Below are 23,543 nucleotides of genomic sequence, written 5' to 3' on the forward strand. Positions count from 1 at the left end.
ACCTGTTACAATGAAACTAATGATTCGAAACTTACTTTATCTATTCAAGCGGTTTAAGACCGCTGTCGTGTTAAACCTCTTTGGCTTAACAATCGCTTTCGCCGCTTTCCTCCTGATAGTAATGCAGGTGGATTACGAGATGAATTACGATGCCATGCACAGCAAATCAGGCCGAACCTTCCGGCTAGAGGCAAATCACGGAGAATTCGAGCATAACGCCATCCATTGCCTAATGTTTAGCGATGCTTTTGTTAACTCATCCGCTCATATCACGGATTACTCCTACCGTTATCCATTCTACGGAGGAGAACGGTATTGCCAAATCGACGAAGTAGACGATCAAGGAGAAGCGAAAGTCTTTAAGGAAAACTTCCAGCTTTGTCTACCCAATATCTCAGATGTCTTTGATTTCCACATGAAAGAAGGTTCCGTCGAATGCCTATCCATTCCCGGCTCCGTACTCATTCCGGAGAGTGTCGCCAAAAGGCTGTTCGACAAACAATCCGCTATCGGTAAACGTATCCGGATGTCCGGCAGTAGTGGCTGGCAACCTGTAAGTACCACGATACTTACTATTGGGGGTGTCTATAAGGATTTCCCGGGAAATACTACGGTACAAAACCGTATTTACGTCCCGATGGACCAACTGGATCTATTAAAAAGTTCTTGGCAAATGTATGCCAACGAAATATACGTCACGCTAGACGATCCCCTAAATAAAGAGGAGGTATTGGATCATTTCAACAAGACTTTCGATTTCGCTAAAAGCCAAATGGGTTCAGCGCAAGAGATCGCATTACGTCTAACCCCCTTAAAGGATGTTTATTACACGCATGATACAACTTTCGACTTTAATCCGAAAGGTCACCGGGAGACAAATTATGTGTTACTGGGTATCGCTTTCCTCATCTTATTCATCGCCGGAATCAATTTTACCAATCTCACAACCTCGTTGATTCCCCTACGATTGAAAACGATCAATACGCACCGGGTATTAGGATGCTCCATCTATAAGTTACGAGCCATCTCACTGATTGAATCGATCGTGATCTGCTTGATATCCTACATTCTCGCCTTATTCATCGTAAACGATTTGTCTTACACACCGATCGCTAATTGGGTAGATGCGGATATACGTCTTAGTCAATACAAAGGCCTGATCCTTCTCACAGCACTGATCGCTATCTTGACGGGTTGCTTGGCGGGACTTTATCCAGCTATACGAAGTACCTCCTATGCGCCGGCCTTGGTACTAAAGGGCTCTTTCGGTCTTAGTCCCAAAGGGAAAAAAGTACGTGTCGCCCTGATCGGTTTCCAATACACGGTATCGATCGCCTTGATTATTGTCACCTTATTCATGGGACTTCAGAACCATTTCATGACCTCTAGCGAGCAACTAGGATTCAATAAAGACCAAGTAGCCATCGTGAACCTGACACCGGAGATCTACGCCAAGCATAAGCCCCAATATATCCAGAAACTTAAAGATTATCCGGGAATAGAGGATGTGGCCTTCTCCGTCTACGAATTATCGAAAGAAGATGACATGATCGATCTCGAATATGCCCGTCATGAAGATAAGGATGTATTCTTCAAGGTATTCTATGCCTCCGAGAATTTCCTTTCCGTCATGGATATCCAAGTAGAGGAAGGAAGGGATTTTACACGGGAGGATTTAAACAAGGCACAAAGTGATTATATCATCAATCCGGCGGCAGAGCGGGATTTCCACTTACATCCCGGAGATCGTTTCAATGATCGTACGGTTCTAGGAGTCAGCAAGGATTTCCGGTTTAACTCTTGCCGGATCGCAAGCTCGCCTTTCGTATTCGCATTGAATAACGATATACCCAATCCTAAATTGGTATCCTATATCCGCTTCAATTCGAAAACGAATTTACAGGAAGCTGTCGCCCACGTCCGGGAAACATTGAAAGAGATCGATCCGACTTTCCCTTTCGAGATCTCTTTCTACAACACCATCTTAAATAATTTATATCAGAAAGAACAAACACTGGGTAAACTAATCTCCCTATTCGGAATAATGGCGATCTTGATCTCTATCGTAGGTGTATTCGGACTCGTGCTATTTGAGACGCAATACCGCCGGAAAGAGATCGGTATCCGCAAGATCAACGGAGCGACTACCGGACAGATTCTTTTGATGTTCAACAAGACTTATATCCGGATTGTCTCCGTTTGCTTCATCATCTCGATTCCGATAGCATGGATGGGAACACAACAGTGGCTAGAGAATTTCGCTTATAAAACACCACTCCATCTTTGGGTCTTCATCGTAGCTTTCCTAATCATTCTCTCGGTTACGATCGGTACCGTTACTTTCCGGAACTGGCAAGCGGCGAATGAGAATCCTGTGAACTCGGTGAAGTCTGAATAAACTCACTCGGAGTGATCCCGTAAATTTCTTTAAAGCAACGGGTAAAATAGTTCGGATCGGAGAAGCCGACCTGAGCAGCTACCTCCCCGATCGAATAAGCGTGCTGCCCCAATAACTCGGCGGCACGCTTTATTCGTATATTACGGGTGAATGAGGAAGCGGAACAACCGGTAGTGGACTTTAATTTCCGAAATAAGCTGGCACGGCTCATCGCCATCTCGGAACAGAAAAGCTCGACATCAAACTCCGGGTCCTGCAAATGAGCCAGAACGACCCTTGTCACTTTCGAAACAAATTCCTTATCAGGATTGGCAACTGTTTGCTCCGGGGTACGCAGATCGAACCGATCCCTGAAATATAACTTTAGTCGCTCACTACGTTTGAGCAGATTATTAATCTTCGCTTTTAAGACAGCAAGACTGAACGGTTTAGGCAGATAATCATCCGCTCCGGCTCCATACCCTTCCAATTGTTGACGTTCTTCCGCTAAAGCAGTCAATAGGATAACCGGTATATGGGCCGTCCGTTCATCCGTTTTCAAAGCCTCGCAACATTCAATCCCATTCATGACCGGCATCATTACATCCGAGACAATCACGTCCGGTAGGATCTCCAAGGCTTTCTCCAAGCCGACCTTTCCGTTTTTCGCTATCACGACCCGGTAATCCGTTTGAAAAGCATTCATCAAATAACGACATAGATCCTCATTATCCTCTACAAACAAAAGCGTTTGTCGTAGATTCTCCGGGACCGAGTTTGTTTCTTCCAATGGAACTGATTCCCGCAAAGATACCTCTTCCATTTTAGGTTCCGAATACTCCAACCACTCCTCAGGATAAGCCTCTTCCGATATAGGCAAGGCAACCGTAAAAACAGAACCTTTCCCCAATTCACTCTCACATTGAATGGTTGCCTTATGTAACTCCAATAGCTCTTTTGTGTACGCAAGGCCGATCCCCGAACTCTCCGAGCGGCGAAACGCTATCGATGCCCCCTTATAATATCGATCAAAAATATACGGTAACGATTCGGGAGGAATGCCGATTCCACTATCCGTAATTCGTAAAGTCATGACCGCATCGGATGAGCTTTGCTCCAATGAAGCGGAAAAGCTTACCGAACCACCATCCGGCGTATACTTAAATGCGTTCGACAGTAAATTATATAGAACCTGCTCTAGGATATTCTTGTCAAAATAAGCGATTGAGATATCCGGGGCAATCGAATACGTAAACGCGATTTTATAGGAATCGGCCAAAGGAATAAAGGTTTCCGAAATATCCTCTAAGAATCGGCTGAGATCCGCACAAACGATATGCGGGGAAGGTACTCCCCGGGTCAATACCGATAAATCCAGCAATTCATTGACATGCCGAATCAAGCGATTGGTATTCCGGGAGATCGTACGCAAAATCTCTTTATCTCCACAAGATTCTTCTGAACCGGAATGCCGTTCCAGATCCTCCGTCAATCCCTTGATTATCGTCAGAGGGGTACGAAGCTCATGAGAGACATTCATAAAGAAACGAGTTTTCAACGCATCTTTTTCCTCCAGTTCTTGCTTGGCCTGTTTCAACAGCCGTGTACGTTCTTGTATCTTACACTCCAACTCGGCTTGGCGAAGTTGATACCAGCGCACCCTGCTCTTATAGGCGATACACAACAGTACGCATACAACCACGAATACCAGCAAAATAAACCACCACGTCCACCACCAAGGAGGAAAGATCCTGACAGGTTCGGTAATGGGAGCGCTCCAATAGGAACCATTGCCGGAAGTTTCCACCCGAAACACATAGTTTCCCGGTGGTAGACGGTTATATATAGCCGTACGATCGCTGGCGTCCACCTCCCGCCAATCCGTATCATATCCATCCAGACGATACCGGTATCGGATACTACGGGGATGAGAATAATCGAACGCAATAAAACCCACCTGTAAACCTTGCTTCTCACGTGAGTCTCCGATCGTGAGGTTCGTGATTCGCAAAGACTCAGGTATTTTTCTCAAACCGTCCGTTAACTGAACGGGATCAAAAGAAACGATCCCCTCATTACTGCCAAATACAAGTTCACCCGATTTGCGCTTACAGCAAGCGCCACCCATAAACTCATTCGATAATAAACCGTTTGCCGTCGTATAATTAACGATATGCCGGTTTTGTATATCCAAGCGACTCAGCCCTTTATTCGTGCTGACAAACAGGATGCCCGGCTCACCTTCACGGATTCCTCGTACGATATTTCCCGATAAGCCATCCTGTACCGTGAAATGATCAAATCGCCCGGTTCGCTTGTCGTATTGATCCAACCCCGCATTCGTACCGATCCACAAATAACCGGAAGAGTCCACAAACAGACAATGAATATGATTCGACGCAAGGGGATTCATCTCACCCGGTATATATCGATACGTGATAAGTGCTCTCGTCTTCGTATCCCACACCCGAAGCCGCCCCTCATCCGCTCCTCCCCAAAACCAAGATTCTTCGCTCACGCATAAGTTACATAACTCCGACAACGAGTTGATCGGATAATCATAAGAGACTTGGTAATCCGGTATAAAAGGGCGGATTCGGAAATCATCCAGATTCAACCGGTCCGGGTTGGCGTCTTGATAACTGATCCATAGGTTCCGCTCCGAATCCTCACGGATAGAACCTATAATCTTTCCGGATAAAGAGGACGGACTTTTTCGGGGTGAGAAGGTAAAACGCATATCTACCCGGGAAGTCTTATGGTTAATCCGATCTAATCCCCTAGAGGTCGCAACCCAAAGATTCAGGTCCGAATCCTCATAAACGGCTAGGATATGAAGAGAAGACAGATTCTCTTTTTCCGTGTATCCCAAGGTATATCGAAACAAGGAAGGTGTTAAATCCGCATGGCTCACCCCATACGTGGAATGCCCCGCCCACAGATGATCCGAGTCATCCAGAAACAAACAGGTAATCTGGTTACTGCTGATAGAATGTGCGTCTTCCGGCACGTTCCTCAACTGTCCCATTTTCCTCTCCTTCGGAGAATAATAAAAAAGACCTTGATTGAAACGGCTATCATCAAACCAGACCGTTCCGTCCTTACTCTCGAAGATGGATCTCACTTGGCATTCTCCCGTAGGTTCCAGATCCTCCGGCCGGTCAAAGAAATGCTCACATCGCAAGGCAAGCCGATTCATCCGGCTAATCAAGCTTGTCCCCTTATTATGTCCGATCCAGAAATCACCATCACCGGTCTCCAAGAATTGATATACCCGAGTATCCTCACGACCGACAGATTGGAAGATCTCTCGCTCTCCCATATCAACCGAACGAAAAGCCCCTTCACGTCCCGTACCTAACCACATATAATCAAACCGGTCGATATAGATTGCGTTAACGCCATTCAAATTGCCGGCATTGATATCCTCCCGGTCATTTGTCCGTATCGTATAATCTTGAAAGTGGTTTGTTTCTTTGTCATACAAACTAAAACCAGCTAAAGTCCCTACCCAAAACGAATGATCCGGCGCCGAATACAAACAATTCACAGGAGACGACGAGACTACCGAACCCGCCGAAGAAAGGCGTACCAATTTCTTCTCTTTAGCGTCATACTCCAACATCCCGTTCTCCGTACCTATAAAGATATGTCCCGGAACGGAGGCCGAGAAACAAGTAGGACTACCATACACACGTAACTGTTGTCGAAGCCATTCTTTCGTGAAATTCAGAAATGTATCCGAACCTCTGTCATAACGGCTAATCCCACCCGAGGAAAAAAAGATCCAGATACCTCCATCTGAATCCTCGAATAATTTATCGATAGAACTGCTTTGTATACTTTCCGGACAATCCGGTACGGGCAAGAATACTTTAAACGTATATCCATCGTAGCGGTTCAAGCCTTCAGTCGTCCCAACCCAGACATACCCGGTACGATCCTTCAAAATAGAGGTCACCGAAGAAGAAGAAAGCCCGCTATCCATTGTTATCCGGTCAAAAATAACGTTGGTAGCTTGCGCTCTCGTTATCATAAGTACAAACAGCAGTAAAAGGTATATTCTCATCCATTCATCTGATTAATGCCCCAAATATAAAGATTAAGTGGGTGAAAATCACAGAAAACAGAAAGATTGAACGATTTGTACGGTATTATGAAACATATGTCCGGCCCGCTCCCTCCCTATTTCCCTAGCTTTGCGGTATCAATTCTAAAACGAATGTAAAATATGAGAAAACTTTTTCTATCGCTAGTATTCCTTAGCGTGCTACTATCTATCCATGCGAATCCGGGTATTAAAGGAATCGTAATCGATCAAACCACCCGTAAGGCATTAGACTACGCTCACGTTGTATTATATGATAGAGATCATATCGTCGAAGAAGCTATGACTGAAGCGAACGGTTCTTTTCTAATCCAGCCCGTAAAACCGGGAACGTATTCGATCCGTATCCATTTTCTGGGATATGATGTTTATATGGGAGAGGAGTTTATCCTTACAGAGCAGATCAAGGATCTGGGTATTATCCCGATGCAAATGCTTGAGGTAGGCTTACAGGAAGTGGAGGTCGTAGCCAACAAGAAACAAGTCATCTATAAACTGGATAAAAAGATCATCGAGGCTTCTTCCAACCTGCTTTCCTCGGGAGGAACCGCTGTCGATATTCTAGAGAACACGCCTTCCATCCGGGTGAACGCCGAGGGAGAGGTTACCTTCCGGGGAAGTAGCGGATTCACGGTCTACGTAGATGGAAAGCCCAGTATATTTACCGGGACCCAAGCCTTGGAACAGATCCCGTCCGGACAAATCCAGAATATAGAGATCATAACTACCCCGTCCGCCCAACATGATACAGGGGGTGATGTCGGGATCATCAATGTCATTACCAAGAAGAACTTCGGGGAAGGGTTGAGCGGAGTAATCAACCTAAGCGGGAATACAGTATGGAGCCGGACCTTGGATTTCTTGTTGACCGGACAAAACAAGGCGTCTCAATGGCGTATAGGCGGTTATGTGGGAAACCGACTTCGCAAAAGTCATTTTACCCAAGAGAAAACGACGTTGGTAAACGATACGACAACGACTTCTTATTCCAATGGCCCCCGTGAAAGTAACGGCTACGCATATATTCTCAATGGAGGTTGGAGCTATACACAAAAACAAACGACTTTTTCCATTAACGCGGAAGGCGGATATGCCGGACTCAAGCGAAAAGGGGATCTGGAATATACGGAAGAACGTTCCGCTAATGGCGAGCAATTCGAGAACGGAGAGTTCAAGAGCCTTGACGACTTTGATATCCATGAGACTTTCGGACTAGGGAATCTGGCCGTGGATCATAAGTTCAATGATAAGGGGCATAACCTTAGCGGTAGCTTCTTCTTGAAATATGGAGGCGACGCTCTGGAATATTTCCAAAGCGATCTGTTCGACAAAAACAACGTACGCCAGCAAGGTCATCGTGCGTGGGAGGCCGAACATCGTTGGACCGTCCGTGCGAAAGCCGATTATGTATTTCCATACAGCAAAACCGGACAAATCAAGGCGGGTTATCAATATTTCTCATACTCGGAAGACGGCGATTATAGTATGCAGTTTTGGAACCCGGATACCAAAGAGTTCTTCTGGCGTGACGATATTTACAACACGTTCTATTTCCAACAAGGGATCAACTCCCTTTATGCGATCGTTGGGGATAGCTACCGGTCTTTTGATTTTCAAGTAGGATTACGGGGAGAACATACGCATCAAGTATTACGTAGCTCCAAAGATTGGGCGAACCGCCTACAAAAGCGTTTTGAGTTGTTCCCATCCGCCCATATCGGTTATAACCTCACACAAAATCAGAAGCTTCTATTCGCTTACAGCCGTCGTACGACCCGACCGGAGCTTTATTTCATGGAGCCATACATCACTTACAAGGATTACTATACAGCCGAGATCGGTAACCCGGATATACGCCCGGAGTACATTCATTCTTTCGAGTTGAATTATTCCTTGACTTCCGGCGACAATGCCTTGTCTGCCTCCCTATTCCACCGAACCCGCAAAGACAAGATCGAACGATTACGGGTTCCTTACCAAGCCGGGATTACCTTGGATTCCATGGCGAACGTGGGACATGATTATTCCACCGGAATAGAACTATCGGGCAGTTTGCAGGCCACCAGTTGGTGGAATACGCAAATAAACGGTAGCCTTTATCACTACCGGGTAGAGAACGAGTATAAGACGGACGGAAAGAATGAGACCAGTACCAATTACGAGATCGCTTGGAACAACGCTTTCACGGCCGGGAAATACACAAGGATACAGCTTGACGGCAATTTCGTAGGTCCTTCCGTAACCACCCAAGGAAGAACCCAGTCGTTCTGGTTTGTCAACCTAGCGATACGGCAACAATTCTTCAAACGGAAGTTGACGGCCACCCTCTCTTTCCGGGATGTCTTCAATACGGCCCGTTATGTCAATACGATCACTTCCTCGAACTTGATTTCCAAAACACGAATCCGGCCCGATTACCCGTTGATAGGCTTGACCCTTAGCTATACGTTCAACCAGTTCAAGCTAAAGAATGGCTTATCCAACAATTCAAAGGATTTATTCGAGGGGACAAATCATTAGTACAAATCATACTATCGCAAAATCCTATATAATGGAACATCTGAGATGTTTTAACTATTTGTCCTTGCAACTGTTATTATCATCTCCTACTTTTGCGATAGGAAATATGACTGTGAAGATTTCCATATAGTGAGGACTGAGCCGAAAAAGTAAGCCCCGATCGAACAAACGACCGGGGCTGATTCTTTTCCCGCTTTCCTTCCTCACGGAAGTACTAAGGGATGAACTTTAATTTATTACTTTAGTATTAATATTAATCCATTCCCGCTTGTTCGCCCTCACGGGATACTTGGATAATCCGCACGGGGATGATTTTCGATTTATTTTTCATTATTCCTTTACATGTCTTATTTAACGACCACCTTTACAGTCTCGTCGCCAACCGTTACAAGAACGATTCCTGCGGGAACAGCGATCGTAGCGTTATCGGAAGTAACCACTGTCTCAGCCAATGGCATACCCAACAGGTTACGAACATAAGCCGTCTCGCCTTGAGCGCCTTGGATCGTTACGGAACCGGCGTTGCCGATCACTACGATAGAAGAGGCGGAGCTGTCGATAGACTCGTTACCGGTCGGGATGATACCGTTCTCAACGCTTACGACCAAAGCCTCTGATTTATCGTTCGTGAATCCAAGTTTACCGTTCAAGTTGAAGATATAGTTTGAACTAGATAAACTCTTGATGATATACTCACCTTCTACAGTAGCATCTTTCAATACGATCTGGAACTTAAAGTTGTTCAAGCCATTCTTAGCGGTCACCTCTGTTTCCTTACCTTTTACAGTAGTAGACAAAGTATCGATACCTACCAAAGTAGCCGGGCGGAAAATAGCCTTGATAGAGGTGCGATCCACCAACTTATAGCTATCGTCTGTTACTAGGCTAGCAGAACCCGGGTTGTAATAAGAAGCGGAATCCTTAGCGTTATACAAGAACATTCTCGGAGCGTTGGCTGTCGTATCAACACCCTTAGAGATATAGAATGAAGGAGTATAAGCTTTCGTATCAGCAGTATCCAACCAGAATGTCAAGTTCTCCGCATCTGCGCTTGTCGGAGCGATAACAGCGTCGTTAGCCTCGCCTACAGCCACGAAACCACCTTCCAATGCTTGGAAAGAAGCATGTCTAAGAACAGAAGGCAAGGAAGGAGTCGTGATATCTCTCACTACGAAGAAACTAGCTTTTACGTCTTTTGCTGTCGCATAAATACTTTCCTGCGTCAACTTGCCATCCGTACTACTCAAAGCCAAACCTTGCGTATTCTTATTAATGATCTCTGTGTATTTACGTTCTGTACCAGCCTTAATTAAATAAGCGGAACCGTTCTTGTTCTCCTTCACGATAAATCTAGGAGCGTCTTCCACGTCATCTTCTTGAATAAGTGAATAGCTTCCACGAGTTTCATTCAAATAGAAAGCCTTACCGTCCATATGCAATTTGAATGCGTAAGATACGATAGCGATATCTTTCACGTCTTTCGTCTTAGTCTCTTCGTCTTTTACGATATAAGCGTATTTTGTAGATCCATAGATCGTATCGGATTTAGCCACGTCGCTTTCAGCGGCACTGCAATCGAACTTGATGATTTCCCATTCAGCGGCATCCAACGCTTCTTGAGTAGCCTCTACAGAAGAAGGAGTAGAGCCTGTATATTTAGCTTTCAAGTACAAATCCTTATAAAGAACATTCGATCCAACCGTAAATTTCAGTCTAGCTAACTCAGCAAGCTCAGCGTCTGAATAATCAGCGTAACCTGCGGAAGGAGTTACCGTAGCAGGGATCAATTTGATCTTCAAGCCATCTACTGTTGCCAAATCTTTGTCATTAGAAATCGTATATGAGTTATTTGCAACATAAGCATAAGTGAATGTCTTAGACTCCGCATTTACTTCGTAAACATTAGCCTCATCGGTCTTACGTAAAGAAGCCGTGAATGAAAGGCCTGTGGCAGCACCCGTAGAAGTATTATAGGTATTTACCTCACGGTTCGTGAACGTGAACTTCTGCCCGTCAATCTTAGTTACTACCCACTGATTCTGCGGAGCGTTCAAGTTTACATAATCCGGGCCTTGAGCGAACAACTCATAATCGCTCGTTCCTACTTTTAAACCTAAGTACTTACCGTATTCGGAAGAACCGGATTTAGTCACATTCTTCTCATTGCTTACGAACAATACATTAAATACGGACGGCGCATCCTTACTCAACAATTCAGAAGCTTTCAGCATATTGGAAGTGCTAATCGTACATTTTGCGGTAGTCGGCTTGCTAGTCGTTGTTACATAAGTAGTGCCTGTAGAGGTAATAGCGTCTACATAAACATCAGGAACTGTAGTTTGATCGTCTTTAGCCGCATCTTTCTTCACACGTACGGAAGACAGTTTCAATGTATATTCACCCGGTTTGTTTACGTTATCCATCTCTGATACCGTAAACGCAGCGTTACCGGCGTAAACTTGCTCCTTAGACGTGTTTGCAGTCATTACCAAATTCTCTCCGGATACCAACTTGAAAGCGAAACCAACGCCATCCGCTCTCTTCAGCGCATTGATACCAAAATGGTTTACCGGGTCTACAGCGATAAAGGTAGAAGCCTTGAAAGTTGCCTCATCTACAATACCACCTTTCGGAGCAGATACGGCGAAATAAGTTCCTGACGGTAAAGACAAGTTTGTAGCCCAAGTCTCTCCAGCAAAGTTATAAGCCCTAATCTTCTGATCGAAGATATTCTCCTTCGGCTGTGGATTAATCGCCGGAAAACTCAAAGCGAAACCATTACCTAAAGCCGCATTTAAGTCATCAACAGAAACAGGAGCTGCATCCTGTACGAAAACTTGAATATTTACTCCGCTAGAGTTCATTGACCAAGTTGTACCCGAAAGCCCGATTTGGTGAGAAGCGTCAACGGCTTGGATAGCCTTACCTGCTTGAATATACTTGTTTGCGTCCAACCATGTCAACTCATTAGCCTTGCCTGCATCCACCGTCGTAGTGATTGTACCATCCGTGGCAAAAGACAATAAAGTACCTGTTTCCTTGTTCTTAAACGTAAAATAGGATTTACCATTACGAGTTACATGAGAAATAGCCCATAAATACGCACCATCGCCACTAACTACATCCTTATCAGTTTCCGCCGTAGTATTCAATGCGGTGTATTGCTCCGCAGTACCTTTTTTCACGCTCTGTCCACCAATGTAGCTGTAAGTTCCGCCATTCTCATTCGCAAGATAATAATACTTGCTGCCATTGAATTGGGTATCTGCCGCTTCTTTGGTTGTTTGAGCATTCGCAGTAGTAAACAATGCACCTGCGGTCAGCAAGCCCATTGTCATCAACGTAGAAATTCTCTTGTTCATAATCTCTAATTTAAATATTAATAATAGTGTTAATTAAATATCATTCAACATATTAACCGATCACCTCCTATTCGAAAACGACTAGTCTAAACGATCGTTTAGATCTTGCGTTTTTAAAGAAGAAAAACGGGAGGTTCGTTTACGGAATCGGTTGTTTCGTAAAGGATAGGCTATCCTATTGATAAGAAAGCGAATAAGGGAACAAAAAAATAGCTCGGAAGGGTTGCAGAAGTCAAAGAAACGCGTACCTTTGCAAATGACTAATTATAACGATCGTTTTCAACAATCATTTTCATATATATAATATAATGTACATGCGTACATTATAATAGCGTACTAAAATATCTCCTTGCAATAAATAACATATTCAATATAAACTCCCCCGTTTTGGGCCTCGGAAGTGAATAACTAACGGCTTGTCGAGTGAATAACTAACGGCTATACCTAGTGGATAACTTACGGCTTGGGAAGTGAATAACTAACCACTTACAAACCTTTTTTCCTACCGTTGACCAAAGGAATTTCCTATCATCATAATGCCCATTATAAGGTCTTTACAATAGGCAATGTAACACCTTTATAATGCCCATTGTAAGCCGCTTATAACTGCGATCATTAGAACGCTCAAAAAGGACACTGATAATCAATACATTAAAAACGCCATTACCTTGTCCAGAAAACACGTACGACTTTTACAAAAAACACGTACATGTTTTCTCGGAAACACGTACGTGTTTTTCCAGAAGCAAATTCCGGTCAAAAGCAACAAAGATTCTGATAAAGCCATTATCTTTGTTTTAAAATCAATACATAACCATGATGAGACACTTAAAGTACTTGGCTTTTGTAGCATGTCTGGGAAGTCTTTCCCCAGCCTTCGCGCAAAACGCCTCTAAAAGCCTAACAGTTGATGACCTAGTCACTTGGCAACGAATCACGGACCGGGAGATCTCGGACAACGGAAAATGGGTAGCTTGCAAGATGGAACCTTGGGAAGGTGACGCTACCGTTTATTTGTATGCGGCCCAAGGGCAAGAGACCGCCACTTTTTCTCCGGCCGATAAGTTCGCGTTCTCCGCTTCCTCGGGTTATCTGGTTGTCACGCAAACACCCGGAAAGTCCACGGTAGATTCCCTGAAAGTATTGAAGACGAAAGAGGACAAGATGCCGATGAACACCTTGGTAATCTATTCCGTCGCCGGTAAAAAGGAGACGATAGACTCCCTCAAAACCTTCAAATTAGCGGACGAGGCGGATTGGATCGCTTATCAAAGAGGCCGGAAGGACTCCACGTTGTACGTCCGTTCGCTGGATGGAAGCAAGACCTTCCAGTTCCCGACCGTAACGGATTTCCAATTCGCCAAGAAAAGCGGTATGCTATATTACACGAGCGCAGCGGAAGGAGAAGCAGGTATATTCACCTTGAACCCGGAGAAAGGAAGTCCGGCGCTCATCAAAGAGGGAAAAGGCGTATTCAAACAAACCACGTTCGACGAGAAAGGGGAACGGCTAGCTTTCTTATATTGCGCCGACAAAGATTCTTCTTACAAAGCGTTAAGCTTATGGTTATCCGAGCATAACGCTCCCGCAAAAGAAATCGCCACCCGTGGAAACAAGGCTTTCCCCGCTGAATGGGTAATCAATGAGAACGGGATGCTTCAATTCTCGAAATCTGCTTCCCGTCTGTTCTTCGGTACCTCACCGGAGCCGAGGCAAAAAGACACGACCCAACTAGCCGAGAATCGTCCGAACGTACAGGTTTGGAGTTGGGATGAGCCCGTACAATATACCGTACAGAATTATAACAAGGAAAAAGACTTAAAGAAAAGCTATCAAGCGGTTTATAATCTGGGCAACGGCTCTATCTTCCAATTGGCGAATGAGGAATTACCGAATATCCAATTGGGTAACGAGGGTGACGCAGCCTTGGCGCTCCTTTCCACTTCCCGTCCCTATTCTTTGTCTTCCATGTGGGAGGCCCGCACACGCAGCGACTATTATACCGTATCGCTGGATAACGGGGAGCGCAAGCAAATCGCCCAAGCGGATTATGGACGTTTCCGCCTCTCCCCACAAGGTAAATACGCATATTGGTATGGCGAGACGGATAGTTGCTGGTACACGATCGCCTTGGCAGAAGGTAAGCGATATCGCCTAACCACCCCGGAAAGCTTCCCGGCTTGGGACGAGGAGAACGACGTTCCTAATCATCCTTATGCGCATGGAGCCGCCGGCTGGACCGCGAACGATCAAAATCTATTGATCTATGATCGTTACGACATCTGGAAATTCGATCCGACCGCAGCTACCTCACCGATCAACCTGACCGTGAACGGAAGGAAGGAGAAACTGTCCTACCGCTTGGAACAACTGGATAAAGAGGCTCGCTTTATCGACCTCGGCAAACCGCAATTATTAAAAGGATTCAACGAGACCACGAAAGGATACGGATTCTATAACGCACGCCTCTCCGCTCCAGCAGCCCCGAAGACCTTGCTGGCAGGCAACTATATGTTGCGATCTATCAACAAGGCGAAGAATACGGACGACGTGATCTATACGATGGAAACCTTCCAGCAATACCCGGATATCCACTATTCGACCTTGGCGTTCAAGAAATCCGTGCAATTGACGCATGGAGACAAACAGCAGGAAGGTTTTATCTGGGGTACCGCCGAGTTGGTATCATGGATTTCCTTGGACGGCCGTCCACTGGAAGGTGTCGTTTATAAGCCGGCGAATTTTGATCCGAACAAGAAGTACCCGATGATGGTAAACTTCTACGAGCGGAATTCGGAGACTTTATATAATTACCGTATGCCGGAACCGCATCGTTCTACGATCGATTATCACTTATACAATAGCAACGAATATGTCATCTTCAACCCGGACATTCGCTATGTAGATGGTTATCCGGGAGAAAGCTGCTATAACTGCTTGATGCCGGGTATCACCATGATGATCGCCAAAGGATATATCAACGAAAAAGGGATCGGTGCGCAAGGACATAGCTGGGGAGGTTACCAAGTAGCTTATTTAGCGACTCGCACGAATTTATTCTCCGCTATCGAGTCTGGGGCGCCTGTCGTAAATATGTTTAGCGCTTATGGCGGTATCCGTTGGGGTTCCGGCATGGCCCGCTCTTTCCAATACGAGCATACACAAAGCCGTTTAGGAGCTACGCCATGGAGTTCTCCACTTCGTTATCTGGAAAACTCGCCGTTGTTCACGATGGATAAGGTGCAGACCCCAATATTGATCATGCACAACGATGCCGATGGTCATGTGCCTTGGTACCAAGGTATCGAGTATTTCGTTGCCATGAAACGGTTAGGTAAACCTTGCTGGTTACTGAATTATACAGGTGAACCGCATTGGCCGATGCATATGGCAAACCGCATCGATTTCCAACGCCGCATGTTCCAATTCTTCAACCATTACCTGAAGAACCAGAAGATGCCTAAATGGATGTCCGAGGGCGTACCTGCCGTAGAGCAACCGTTTGAGTTGGGGTATTGATCAGACAATTACAGCTTCATACGAAACTCGGTACGGACACCGGGTAAGGAATCAACGGTTAAATCGCCGCCATGCAAGCGCATTATGCGGTGGGAGATACTGAGGCCGATGCCGCTACCACCGGACTTCGTAGAGAAGAAAGGCGTAAAGATAGCAGACAATAGTTCAGGAGAAATACCGGGGCCATTGTCTGTTATAGTTATATATACCCTACCATCTGTCTTCAAGGCTTCTACGGAGACGATACCATCCGCTTGCCCCTCTATCGCCTGTAATGCGTTACGGATCAAATTAATCAGAGCCAACACGATCAAGTTTTGATCCACACGTACCGTTAAAGCTTCCGCAGAGGAGAAACGGATACGGTCGCTACCCGGCTCGGCACACAACAACCGTTCCATCTTCTGAAATAAAGAGGTTATAGGCACCTCGGTTCTTTCCGGCTCCGGGAGATGCGTCAGACGATGGTAGGAATCCAAGAAGGCGGATAAATTTTGCGCTTGCCCATGAATAACCTCCAAACCTTCCCGTAATTGCTTCGGAGTATATGTATCGGAATATTTCAATAGGTCAGCAGACAAGGAACGGATTGGCGTAATCGAATTACGAATCTCATGCGTCAGTACCCGCAAGATACTCTCGTAATATAAACGCTTCTCTTCCATCTCACTCTGGTTTTGACTGAATAGGAGGATAATCCGGTTCATTTCCGTATACAAATCCTTTACAAAAGGATCATTCGTTTTATTTGGGTACCGCAAAGCTGTATCCCCATTACGAACCGACTCAAAGAAGGTAGCTATCTTACGGTTTATACCGTTCATCCACCGGATTAGTAACAGAGTTATCAACAGGATAATACACAGACATACAAAGGATAAGAAGTAAGAGGTACCGGTTATCAACAATACGGACCCAAGTAACGCGAGAAACACGATCAAGGAGACGATTCCTATAATCTTCAAGTATAAACTCCGGTTAACCATAGCTACTCTCCTTATAATCTACAATCCGTATTTCCGCATCTTATTATAAAGGGTCTGGCGGCTAATATCCAATTGTTGAGCCGCAAGCGTCAGGTTCCCTTTCTTTTCTTTCAATACCTCGGCGATAAACTGCCGTTCCATATCCTCCAACGTACAAGGATGGGAGACTTCCGAAAGCTCCTCCACATAGAAATCATCGGCATCCAAACGGCATTTATCCACAAGTAAGACCGTACGTTCGACGATTTGCTGCAACAAGGCCAAATCACCCCGCCCGGCCATATCGGATAACTTATCGACCGCCTCCGCTGTCAGACGAGGCAATGGTTTCGCATAAGCCTCCGTATATTTCTTTAGCAATGCATTAATAAGAGATTCGGCCACAGATGAAGCCTTATCTGTATTTGATTCCATACGGTGTTCCCACACATGGACAAAGGTTTGAATAAGTTTCTCGTTATCCCAAGGTTTCACGATAAAGTCCGAGGCTCCCCTTTTAAGGGAAGATACAGCCAACTCGATATCCCCAAAAGCGGTTATCAAGATAACGGCCGGAGGATTCTTAAGCTCCAAAATACGATCCAACCAGAAAAGCCCTTCCCCACCGCTTTGCTTTCCAGCGCCGAAGTTCATATCCAGTAAAACCATATCTACATCTCCATTCCGTAAAAGGGCAGGCAATAGAACAGGAGATGATACGGTAACGATCGTCTTAAACTCATGGGACAGGATCGTCCGCAGACTTCTCAATACCGCCTCATTGTCATCTACGACTATAATCTTCGCGTTACGCATGAAGCCTCCTCTTTTTTCGCACGCAAAGATACGATCTTTTCCCGGCTCTCAGTGTCCAATATTTAGACAAATCCAGTCCTTTACGAACGTTTCCTCCGATTTTATTTGCCATATTCCACGCAACCGGATAGCTTTGAACCAACAAACAGATAAAACCATGGAATCCATATCTCTAAAACTTATATTCCGTAGCTGGTGGCGAAACAAGACGTTCGCCGTCATTTCCTTATTGAGTCTGGCGGCAGGCATCACTTGTACCAACCTACTGATCTCATACGTCATTTATGAATCTAGGATAGAAGCCCATAATCCCAATAAGTCGCATATCATCTATATGGCACAAGACTCTCCCTTGACCTCCGGAGAGAAAGTATCTTTTATTAAAGGGAAGATCCCTGTGCAGCTAAAAGACCAATACCCTGAAGTTGAGGATTATTTACGACTGAACATAGACAATGCCGCCTCCATCACGATAGGAGAAAAGCGCTTCGACCCAATCTCGATCGTCAGAGCTGATCCCTCCTTTCCTCGCTTTTTCCCTTACAAGGTAATGGCAGGAAATATAAACAAGGCATTAACCCAACCAAACGCAATTGCGTTGACCGAATACCAAGCGAAGATATTCTTCGGGAACGAGGATCCTATCGGTAAAACCTTTTCGGCAAAGTACGCTTATGAGAACGAGACGATTACCTACGAGGTCGCCGCCGTTATCAAAGAGTACCCTCAATCATTCTTGAAGTTCAACGCATTGGCAGGTACTACCTCCCAATTCAATGGCGGCCCTACCTTATTACTGGTAAACGATCTCTTCAACATTGATACGTTCACTCAAAAACTAAAGGATGATAAGGTACCTACTTTCAACGGAACCGGACAGTATTATTTCTATACCCTCCAAGAGAGTTATTTCCAAGAGCAAACCTATACACAAGAATACATCCCCTATATCCACCGAAACCAGAAAGACTTACTGTACGTTGGTTTGTTCTCAGCCATCCTAATCCTCGTGATCGCCTGTTTCAATTATGCCAACCTAAGTTTCTCCCGCATTTTGCAACAGGTAAGGATGATCTACACCCAGAAGGTGATGGGAGCATCGGCTGGGCAAATCCATCGCCAGCTATTCTTGGATACTTTCCTTACCGTGCTGATCGCTTTCTTTTTATCCTTGTTACTTACACTAGATTTCCTGCCGGCTTTCAACCGGATCGTTTCCGGACGTATCTCCTTGGGATTTTTCTTTAGTGGACAGGTCTTACCTGTGATCGTGGCACTCATCCTAGCTCTATCCATTATCCCCTCATTATATATGAGCCATAAGATCAACTCCCTTTCCCATTCCGAGTATAAATCATTCACCACCGGTACCCGGAAGCGGACAATCATAAGCGGGCTCTCCATCTTACAATTCGCCATCTCAATAGCTCTGGTATTCGCCACGCTAACCGTACGGCAGCAACTAACGCTCACTCAGACAAACGGTGAACGTTACCGGGACCTCATCGAAATAGCCGACTGGAGTGGGAATCATATACAGACCTTCTCTGAAGAGATCCGGCGTTATCCTTCCATAGAAGAGATGTGCCTTTCGAGAAGCGGGATCATACAGTTCAACTTGCGGACAATGGTCTTGAAAGACGAAAACGGAAACGAACTAAATTATACGCTAGGCCAATACGAAGGTGATAGTACTTTCCTAAAGGTTATGAAGATAAACATTCTTCAAGGGCTCTCAGAGCGAGAGGCTCTAAAACAATACAGCACACCCGTCTATATTAACGAACAATACGCACGTTTGCTCGTGCCCAAAGGCGAGAATCCCGTGGGTAAGCCTGTCCGCCTTTACGACACTGAATTCGGGAAGATGGAAAAGGAGGGAGAACCGATAGCGATTATAGCAGGGATCGTGGAGAATCTATATACAGGAACCTTACGACAAGAGGTTTACCCTAGCTTGACCTACCTAACGCATACTCCCCCCTATAACCTCGTCCAAGTCCGACTGAAAAAAGAGCACAGAGCCGAGGCTCTAGCTTTACTGCAACAAACATGGGAAAAGATCAATCCCAACGTACCTTTCGAATACCAAGATATATACGAGGAATTTATGTTATCTAACCGAAAAACGATCGAACTGGCACATTTGCTCATCATGTACTCGATCATCAGCCTCCTGCTAACCGCCTTCGGATTATTCGGCATGGCTCTCTATGCCATCCAGCAGCGTACGAAAGAAATCGGTATCCGTAAGGTAAACGGGGCTACGGCCGGGGAGATCTTGTATCTATTAAATCGTCGGTTTATCGGCTGGGTAGGGATCGCTTTCGCGATTGCCGTTCCTATCACGTGGTATTCGCTGAGTTGTTGGCTGGAGAATTTCGTATATCGGGTGGACATATCCATAGGAACATGCCTGCTGTCCGGCGGTATCGTATTGATGGTTACGCTACTGACCGTAAGCAGGCATAGTTATAAGGCGGCATCCCGTAATCCCGTAAATGCCTTACAGAGCGAATAGCGAAAAGGAATATTTTGGATACTCACCTCAGTGTCTTCTCATCAAGGAATGCATCACAATCATCATACAAATTGAAAACTAATTCCTCGGGAATTACCGACCTTGATCGCCACGTTTCGATGGAGGAATAAAAACGTTCGAATAACTCCTCCTCCAATCGCTCGGTTTGCTGCATATACCCATTGCCGCTTAGATTGAAAAGTAATTCCCAATGGAAATAACTTTCCGTATTCGTCCCCCGATGATAACTGTAAATCTTATCCCGAAGCATGTTCGACGCGTCACATAACGGAGCATGTTTATTTTGATCGACAGTTAACGCCTTGGGCAACTTCTTATCGGCGCCTTTCAACCAAGCCGGAACCGCAGGAGTAACCGGTGGGTAACCGATAACCGTCCACATCGTAGTGAACGAAGCATCCTCGTCCGGCCGTACACCTTGAATAGCCACAGCGCAAGAGGTACTTCTACGAGCGATAAAATCCTGCTCCGCAAACCAACCGGAAGTCTCTGGCTTATTATGTTTTCCATCTTTCAAGTCGATACCCATCAAAGGATTATGGAATGAGCGAGATAAATGGGACCGCACACAATTCTTCAAGTTTTCCGCATCGCGATTTTTCCACATAATCGGACGTCCGTCAGGTGTTACCTTGCCAGAAATGATAGCCGACGTGCAAGCATTGGCAAATTCCATGGCTCCTGATAAAACAAGAGCCATGAGACACAATATATTTCGTTGCGTACTCATCCGACAACTACATACATTTGTTATAAAACAACGCATTCATGAACAACTTACTAGTTCCAAAGAAGTAAGAACGGAAATTCATATCATCAGCAAAAACAATCACCTTACCGCTTCTATAAGGTTTCACCATTATAGCAGGCTCCTCTCTCAATAGGTTCGCATTATCCGCCGACAAGAATCCCGACAACAAGGGCTTTTTGGTATAATATAAAGGCGAAATATATGGATCCCTATCTTTCTGGAAAATGATATCATTCGTTTTTATAACAGCGATCTCATCTTGATCAAGTCCCCAAGCTAGCGGATGCGTCTTATCCAAATGACAATTCAGAATTACCCCTTTGATCAACTTTCCGGCTTTTGCTTCCGCCTTATCCGCAAAAGAACGATAAACCGATAAGCTGTCCGCCTTTTCAAGCAATGTTTCCTTTGTCTTTAAAGAGATAAGCCCTTGTTTGCTAGCCCATGCGCTAGCCTTTCCGGTAGCGATCAACACTCCTCCGGCAGCAACCCACTCCTTCAAGGCAGTCTCGGTACCCTTAGTTAGATTTGGAACACCATTAGCCAAAATGATAACATTGTAAGCCTTCAAGTCCTTGCCTGTCAAAGACGGGTTCTCTATCAATACCGGACGCATCTGAAAACGCTTATCCAACAAGAACCAAATCTCACCCGATTCCGGGATACTTACGCCACGTCCTACTAACATAGCCACTTTCGGCTGCTCCAATGGTTTAAAAGCCGGGCTGCCAAAATCCACATCAGCCATCAATCCCGTGTTGGCCGAATAGATATCCACTCCCGTATTTTTCGCCAACTCATCCAATGTCGCATAGAGCACATCCGAAGGAAGCGGCTGATTATGCGTCAATACCTGGTAGGTACCATAGCCCATCGTCCATTCTCCCTCTTCGTTCTTAAATTGGAACGGACGGTTGGTCGCACTGACCCGAATCCCCTTACGCTGCAACTCATAGACAACCTTAGGCGCATAAAACTCCCGGTTCTCAAACACATACCCCACCCGGCTTTCCCCGCCGATGAGCCGTCCTTGCGGAAAATCATTTCGCTCAATCCGATCACCCATCAATCCGGCGACACTCTTCACCGGAGCACACTCCAAGTTAAACGCATGCGGGAACGTCCATGTAGAGATATCATAGAAAGTACTATCCGTATATTCTAAACAATCCTCCATAAGCACCTTAACCATCGTACTGTATTTTTGCGCCACCGGAATGACATAGGCTGAACCTTTTTGGAACTCCTTGTTACCTGCGGCTTGATAGTCCTTCGCCAACTGATAGACCTCGATATGATGACGGGCCATATTCTCCAAGAAATGAAAAGCGACAGACTTAGATCCGCGTGTATCGAACACATAGCCCTGTACCGCCTCCTTCCGCGCCTCAGAAGCCGTACGTTCATAATATTCCTTCTGATAAGCCAGCAAACGGGTACGCATCGCCTTGGCCGCTTCCAGCGTAGCGCAAGAGGCTAATGCCTGATTCCGGATCGTCCAGCCAAAGGTCCATTCCCCGCTCGGGGTATTACGCAAATGTCCGCGCGTGGAACCTTGCTCATATAGCAGGCAAACGGATCCATGCGCATCTCCATAAGCAGCCCCTTTTCCGTAATAGAAGTCATCATAACCCTCCTTCGAATAATAAGTCGTCCCAATCCGATCGAGTGCCTTTGCCGTATAAGAAGAAATCTCGGCTGTCAAGTCTTGATTAAGCTGGGGAGTAAACGGATGGGTACGCTTAGGATGTCCCGGACTGAAATAATAAGGACGTAACGCCCCTTGCTCATGTTGATCCACGACCACATTGGGCAACCATTCAAAATATCCATTTAAGCCATTGATCCCCTCGGGATGTTGTGCCATAAGCAAGTCGCGATTACAATCGATCCAATAATGGTTCGTACGACTGGAAGGCCAAGGCTCGGTAAACTCACGTGATTTTATATCGCTAACATTCGTGAAACTTCTAGAGGAATTCACCCACGACGCAAACCGATTGATTCCATCCGGATTGGCTCCGGGAGTCATCACGACAATCTCTTGGTCTAGTAATTCCTCGATCTCAGGCCCTTGTGCCGCCGCCAAATGATAGGCAACAGCCAACGAAGCGTTCACACCCGATGCCTCATTTCCATGAATGCTATAAATCAAGCTTACGATCACAGGCATGTCGTCTATCACTATGCTTCTCGATTTCGCCACGTCGCTCAACTTTAAGTGCTCCTCCTTCAGTCGATCTATATTCTTTTGGTTCTCGGCCGAAGTAAACACGACCTCTATAAAAGGACGGTGCTGATAGGTACGCCCCGTCTCCCTAATCGTGACACGGTCGCTGCATCGCGCCAATGTTCTCATATATTCCACTACTTGATCCCATCCGGCATGTTGTTCTCCAAGCTGGAATCCCAAGATTTTTTCCGGGGTAGGAACCTGAGGGTCATAAACCTGAGAACCTTCCGGCAAGAAATACGTTAAATCATACGGATACTCATCCGCTTGTGGTTGAGCAAAAACACCTGTCGCCAAGAAGATTGGCAACAGGCACATTAAAAAAAATCTTCTCATAACTATTTATTTAC

The 23,543-nt window shown here is 45.5% G+C and carries 10 protein-coding genes; 4 read left to right on the forward strand and 6 right to left on the reverse strand.

All coding sequences use genetic code 11. The features are described 5' to 3' along the window. The first annotated feature begins 10 nt into the window (after window positions 1–10). Window positions 11–2,398, forward strand: coding sequence for an ABC transporter permease (locus CI959_RS05320; RefSeq protein ID WP_057316316.1), 2,388 nt, complete (start codon window positions 11–13; stop codon window positions 2,396–2,398). On the opposite strand, the gene CI959_RS05325 is transcribed toward CI959_RS05320, so the two are convergent. Then, window positions 2,337–6,446, reverse strand: a complete 4,110-nt coding sequence (locus CI959_RS05325; RefSeq protein WP_057316313.1) for a hybrid sensor histidine kinase/response regulator transcription factor — start codon at window positions 6,444–6,446, stop codon at window positions 2,337–2,339. The two genes, CI959_RS05320 and CI959_RS05325, sit on opposite strands and share 62 nt — an antisense overlap. A gap of 162 nt (window positions 6,447–6,608) precedes the next feature. On the opposite strand from CI959_RS05325, the gene CI959_RS05330 reads away from it, so the two are divergent. Further along, window positions 6,609–9,005, forward strand: coding sequence for a TonB-dependent receptor (locus CI959_RS05330; protein WP_057316311.1), 2,397 nt, complete (start codon window positions 6,609–6,611; stop codon window positions 9,003–9,005). Window positions 9,006–9,352: 347 nt separating this feature from the next. Here the strand turns inward: CI959_RS05330 and CI959_RS05335 are convergent, their stop codons facing one another. Continuing rightward, window positions 9,353–12,367, reverse strand: coding sequence for a DUF6383 domain-containing protein (locus CI959_RS05335; RefSeq protein ID WP_005859519.1), 3,015 nt, complete (start codon window positions 12,365–12,367; stop codon window positions 9,353–9,355). Between the two features lie 816 nt (window positions 12,368–13,183). Here CI959_RS05335 and CI959_RS05340 point away from each other — a divergent pair. Next, window positions 13,184–15,886, forward strand: a complete 2,703-nt coding sequence (locus CI959_RS05340) for a prolyl oligopeptidase family serine peptidase (protein WP_009275367.1) — start codon at window positions 13,184–13,186, stop codon at window positions 15,884–15,886. Between the two features lie 8 nt (window positions 15,887–15,894). Here CI959_RS05340 and CI959_RS05345 read toward each other — a convergent pair whose 3' ends face one another. Then, window positions 15,895–16,872, reverse strand: a complete 978-nt coding sequence (locus CI959_RS05345; RefSeq protein ID WP_009275366.1) for an ATP-binding protein — start codon at window positions 16,870–16,872, stop codon at window positions 15,895–15,897. 18 nt (window positions 16,873–16,890) lie between these two features. Beyond that, window positions 16,891–17,667 (reverse strand): response regulator, encoded by a 777-nt coding sequence (locus CI959_RS05350; RefSeq protein ID WP_057316310.1) that lies wholly within the window; start codon window positions 17,665–17,667, stop codon window positions 16,891–16,893. 157 nt (window positions 17,668–17,824) lie between these two features. On the opposite strand from CI959_RS05350, the gene CI959_RS05355 reads away from it, so the two are divergent. Beyond that, window positions 17,825–20,188 (forward strand): ABC transporter permease, encoded by a 2,364-nt coding sequence (locus tag CI959_RS05355; protein WP_009275365.1) that lies wholly within the window; start codon window positions 17,825–17,827, stop codon window positions 20,186–20,188. A 22-nt stretch (window positions 20,189–20,210) separates the two neighbouring features. Here CI959_RS05355 and CI959_RS05360 read toward each other — a convergent pair whose 3' ends face one another. Together CI959_RS05360 and CI959_RS05365 are read right to left on the reverse strand one after the other, a co-directional pair. Continuing rightward, window positions 20,211–20,909 carry a hypothetical protein gene (locus tag CI959_RS05360; protein WP_227742516.1) on the reverse strand — a complete coding sequence of 233 codons (699 nt, stop codon included), beginning with the start codon at window positions 20,907–20,909 and terminating at the stop codon, window positions 20,211–20,213. 37 nt (window positions 20,910–20,946) lie between these two features. Further along, entirely contained in the window at window positions 20,947–23,529 is a 2,583-nt protein-coding gene (locus CI959_RS05365) for a M14 family metallopeptidase (protein ID WP_057316309.1), read from the reverse strand. Between the last annotated feature and the right edge of the window lie 14 nt (window positions 23,530–23,543).

Source organism: Parabacteroides sp. AT13 (assembly GCF_002272965.1).
Classification (GTDB): Bacteria; Bacteroidota; Bacteroidia; order Bacteroidales; family Tannerellaceae; genus Parabacteroides; species Parabacteroides distasonis.

Bases quoted from the DNA above. Each gene is read 5' to 3' on its own strand.
- CI959_RS05320 (WP_057316316.1), top strand. From the start codon at position 11: ATGAAACTAATGATTCGAAACTTACTTTATCTATTCAAGCGGTTTAAG.
- CI959_RS05325 (WP_057316313.1), bottom strand. From the start codon at position 6,446: ATGAGAATATACCTTTTACTGCTGTTTGTACTTATGATAACGAGAGCG.
- CI959_RS05330 (WP_057316311.1), top strand. From the start codon at position 6,609: ATGAGAAAACTTTTTCTATCGCTAGTATTCCTTAGCGTGCTACTATCT.
- CI959_RS05335 (WP_005859519.1), bottom strand. From the start codon at position 12,367: ATGAACAAGAGAATTTCTACGTTGATGACAATGGGCTTGCTGACCGCA.
- CI959_RS05340 (WP_009275367.1), top strand. From the start codon at position 13,184: ATGATGAGACACTTAAAGTACTTGGCTTTTGTAGCATGTCTGGGAAGT.
- CI959_RS05345 (WP_009275366.1), bottom strand. From the start codon at position 16,872: ATGGTTAACCGGAGTTTATACTTGAAGATTATAGGAATCGTCTCCTTG.
- CI959_RS05350 (WP_057316310.1), bottom strand. From the start codon at position 17,667: ATGCGTAACGCGAAGATTATAGTCGTAGATGACAATGAGGCGGTATTG.
- CI959_RS05355 (WP_009275365.1), top strand. From the start codon at position 17,825: ATGGAATCCATATCTCTAAAACTTATATTCCGTAGCTGGTGGCGAAAC.
- CI959_RS05360 (WP_227742516.1), bottom strand. From the start codon at position 20,909: ATGGCTCTTGTTTTATCAGGAGCCATGGAATTTGCCAATGCTTGCACG.
- CI959_RS05365 (WP_057316309.1), bottom strand. From the start codon at position 23,529: ATGAGAAGATTTTTTTTAATGTGCCTGTTGCCAATCTTCTTGGCGACA.